Source organism: Ruminococcus sp. N15.MGS-57 (genome assembly GCF_000980385.1).
Lineage (GTDB): Bacteria > Bacillota > Clostridia > Oscillospirales > Ruminococcaceae > Hominimerdicola > Hominimerdicola aceti.
The window spans coordinates 1-790 of record NZ_LARF01000131.1; the positions used below are offsets into that span (position 1 = coordinate 1).

Genomic DNA, 790 nt, shown 5'->3' on the forward strand with positions numbered 1-790 from the left:
GACTGGGGTGAAGTCGTAACAAGGTAGCCGTATCGGAAGGTGCGGCTGGATCACCTCCTTTCTAAGGAGAATCGAGTCAAGCAGATGTTTGGCTCTATGCCTTAGGTTTTTAGAACCTGAGGGTTCAAACTTCAGTTGGTTTCTGTTCGATTTTGAAGGTTCTTAGATGAACTTTCAAAATTGGGAAGGCGAAGGCGAGAGTCCACAACCTCTGATATGGGGGTGTAGCTCAGCTGGGAGAGCACCTGCTTTGCACGCAGGGGGTCAGGAGTTCGATCCTCCTCATCTCCACCAGGAGAGGATGTGGAAACGAGACTGGCTTTCCGAAATGCGGGCTAATAGCTCAGCTGGTTAGAGCACACGACTGATAATCGTGAGGTCGGTGGTTCGAGTCCACTTTAGCCCACCAAGCCCGAAAGGGCGCTTGCACATTGAAAATTGAACAATGAAAACGAAACGAGAATAACTGTAAAGCAAATTATGGGATATGTCGAAAGACATAAAACTACAATGAACTGAGCAAGTTAGAGAGAACCGAAAGATTCAAAACATAAGGTCAAGCTAAAAAGAGCGCAGGGTGAATGCCTTGGCACTGGGAGCCGACGAAGGACGCGATAAGCTGCGAAAAGCTGCGGGGATCAGCAAGTATGAGATGATCCGCAGATGTCCGAATGGAGCAATCCGCCGGAATAAAGCTCCGGCATCATACACTGAATCCATAGGTGTATGAGGGGAACCGCCTGAACTGAAACATCTAAGTAGGGCGAGGAAGAGAAATCAACCGAGATTC

The 790-nt window shown here is 48.5% G+C and carries 2 tRNA genes and 2 rRNA genes; all 4 read left to right on the forward strand.

Annotation, left to right across the window (positions count from 1 at the left end):
• Window positions 1–61: ribosomal RNA gene (locus WS40_RS10930) — 16S ribosomal RNA — on the forward strand; the annotation flags it as partial.
• Between the two features lie 157 nt (window positions 62–218).
• Window positions 219–294: transfer RNA gene (locus WS40_RS10935), tRNA-Ala, on the forward strand.
• Between the two features lie 38 nt (window positions 295–332).
• A tRNA-Ile gene (locus WS40_RS10940) sits at window positions 333–409 on the forward strand.
• A 145-nt stretch (window positions 410–554) separates the two neighbouring features.
• Window positions 555–790, forward strand: a 23S ribosomal RNA gene (locus WS40_RS10945); the annotation flags it as partial.